The organism is Caballeronia sp. BR00000012568055, assembly GCF_029439455.1.
In the GTDB taxonomy this organism is placed as follows: Bacteria; Pseudomonadota; Gammaproteobacteria; order Burkholderiales; family Burkholderiaceae; genus Caballeronia.
In genome coordinates this window covers 1-2,745 of record NZ_JAQFVG010000097.1, presented here as the reverse complement: position 1 = coordinate 2,745, position 2,745 = coordinate 1, and the positions used below count along the sequence as shown (strand labels likewise).

Sequence of the window (2,745 nt, the reverse complement as noted above, 5' to 3'; positions counted from 1 at the left end):
GATGGCGCGATCTTCGCGACCGGTTATACGCAGAACGTGCCGCGTTTTATCGATGGAATACGTGCGCGTATTCGCTGGGACGATAAAGGCCGTTATCGCCTGTCGCGCAACTATGCGATCGATGTGAACCAGCGCGATATTTTCGTGCAGAACGCCGGCCTCTATAGCCACGGACTGACCAATCCCGATCTCGGCATGAGTTGCTACCGCAATTCGTGCATTCTGCGTGAATTGACGGGCGTGGAGCACTACAAGATCGAACGGCGTATCGCGCTGCAAGATTTCTCCGTACCCGATACCGATGCGTTCGTGAAAGCGCCGCTGGAGGCGCAATGAACTTACGCAACACCATCATCACCATGACGACCTTCGCCGTCGTCAGCGATGCGATTCTGATTCCGTTCTATCCGCAGTTTTTCGCAGCACGTTATGGCGTGACGAGTCCGGTGCATGCGGGCGCGTACGTGGCGTTCATTTCCATCGTCGTGATGCTGACGCTGCCGCTATGGGCGCGCGTGGCGAAGCGGCTCGATGCCATGCATCTGCTGGTCTATACGCAATGCGCGGCGGGCGTGCTCTCGGTAGCGAGTTATTTTGCGCCCACGGTCGCGCTGTTCTGGGTGCTGTCCCTCGCGATGTTCATGTGCAAGAGCAGTTACCTGCTGATGTATCCGTACATGATGCGGCTCGAACCGAAGGAATCGCATGCGCATACCATCGGCGTGCTGTCTGTCGTGGTGCATTTCGGTGCGATTGCGGGCGCGGTGGCGGGCGGTTTCGTTATGCAGGTATGGAACGCGCACGACTGCATCTTCGCGATGGCCGCAGGCGATTTCGTGCAGATGTTCATCTGCATGGGACTGATCCGTTCGCATAGCATTCCGAAGCGTTGCCGTTTTGCCGATGAAACGCAGCAAAGCACTAAACGCCCTAGTCTGCGCGATCGTCTTCCGATCTTGCGGCTCGCCATGCTCATGCTCTCGTTCGATTTCTGCGTGTATCTGATTCGCCCGTTCATGTCATCGTATTGGCAATCGGTGACGGGCGCGCCCGGTGAACTGGTGCCGGGACTCGTGTTCGCGATCCCCGGCATGGTGGCGATCATCGCGTTGCGTATCAACAAGCGGATCGCGGAGCGTAGCGGGAAGCGGCCGGATCATATGATCGCGAATCTGTTGCTGTGTACTGCAGGCATGCTGCTGCAAGGGGTGGAAGCGCCGCTGTGGATTATCTTCGGACGCCTGATTTTCGGCTGGGCGCTGTTCCAGATCGTCGTCAAACTCGACGTGACCATGTTCTCGCTCAGCACGCCCGCTTCGTACGCAGCCGACTACAGCGTGGTCAACTTTTTTCAGAACGTGGGCGTGCTGCTCGCATCGTTTGCAGCAGGCGCAATTGTCGATGACACCGGTTTGCGTGCACCGTTCTTCGTGGCATCGGCTGGTTTGCTGTTGACGTCGATGGTCAGCGTATGGCTGCTCGACCGGCCGCGCGCCACATCACTTGCCGATACAGGAGTCACTGCCCGTGCGAACTGATATTGCCGCACCCGAAATCGCCTTGCTCGATGCACCTGCGCACGACGTACGCAGCGCGTTTATCGACGGCTTTCATATTCGCCCGTTGCACGCACAACGCGATGCGCGAACGCTGCATCGCTGGTTTATCGAAGAACGTGCTGCGTTCTGGAATATGCGCGACTGGAACGTGTATCAGGTCGCGGCGTTCTATCAAAACATCGTCGATTCGCCTCATGCCGATGCATGGCTTGCCTCGCAACACGGCGAGCCTGCGTTTCTGATCGAGACTTACGATCCGGCGCATGAGGAAGTTGGCGAGCATTACGAACCGCTTCCCGGCGATCTCGGCATGCACCTCTTCGTTGGACCTTCAACACAGCCGATTTCGGGCTACACGCAGCGTGTATTCAGAACCCTGATGCGCTTTCTTTTCGATCGCTTGTATGCGCAGCGCATCGTAGTTGAACCGGATGCACGCAATGCGCGTATCCATGCGCTCAATCGCGCGATGGGCTTCGTCTATTGGAAAGATGTCCCGTTCCGCGAGAAGACCGCATCGCTGGCATTCTGCACACGCGCCGATTTTTTTCGATCCATTCAGCAGGATAACTAACAGGTATTCACGAAATATGAAGACGAACATCGCTCAAACTTCGATGCAACATACGCTGCTCGCGCCCGCTCAGGCTGCGTTTCATCTCACTCCCGATGTGTGGGCGCAGGCGAATCGCATGCTGGTGCGCAAGGCGATTGCCGAATACGCGCATGAATTGATCGTGGAGCCGCGCCGTATCGAAGACGCGGGTCATGATGGCTATGCACGCTACGAACTGAAATCCGACGACGGCACACGCGTATATACCTTCGATGCGCGTTTGCTCGCGCTGCGTCACTGGAGCATTCGTGCGGACAGCATCGTCTGCACGCAGGACGACGCCACGCAGCCGCTCGACGCCCTCGCCTTTATTCTCGATGTAAAAGCGCGCCTCGGCATCCGCGAAGACAATCTGCCGATCTACCTCGACGAGATCAGCAGCACGCTCTACGGTGCCGCGTACAAGCTCGTCAAAGAAGGCCCGGACACGCCCGAATTGCTGAACGCGGACTTCCAGTCGATCGAAACCACCATGAGCGAAGGCCATCCGGGTTTCGTCGCCAATAACGGGCGGCTCGGCTTCGATGCAGGCGACTATCGCGCGTTCGCGCCGGAAGCGGCATCGGTCAT

3 protein-coding genes and 1 pseudogene are annotated in these 2,745 nt (G+C 57.9%); all 4 read left to right on the top strand.

The window, feature by feature from the left end; genetic code table 11:
- A pseudogene (locus tag P7F28_RS06115) lies at window positions 1–336 on the top strand (alcaligin biosynthesis protein); the annotation flags it as partial.
- A complete protein-coding gene (locus P7F28_RS06110) occupies window positions 333–1,538 on the top strand; it encodes an MFS transporter (protein ID WP_277183598.1) in 1,206 nt (401 codons plus the stop codon). The pseudogene P7F28_RS06115 and the gene P7F28_RS06110, both read left to right, overlap by 4 nt.
- Window positions 1,528–2,133 carry a GNAT family N-acetyltransferase gene (locus tag P7F28_RS06105; RefSeq protein ID WP_277183597.1) on the top strand — a complete coding sequence of 202 codons (606 nt, stop codon included), beginning with the start codon at window positions 1,528–1,530 and terminating at the stop codon, window positions 2,131–2,133. The genes P7F28_RS06110 and P7F28_RS06105 overlap by 11 nt, the downstream gene beginning before the upstream one ends.
- A gap of 16 nt (window positions 2,134–2,149) precedes the next feature.
- The coding region (locus tag P7F28_RS06100) for an IucA/IucC family protein (RefSeq protein ID WP_277183596.1) at window positions 2,150–2,745 on the top strand (596 nt) is incomplete at its 3' end.

What these genes read in the sequence shown, in the direction of transcription:
- P7F28_RS06110 (WP_277183598.1), top strand. Translation starts at nt 333, where the DNA reads ATGAACTTACGCAACACCATCATCACCATGACGACCTTCGCCGTCGTC.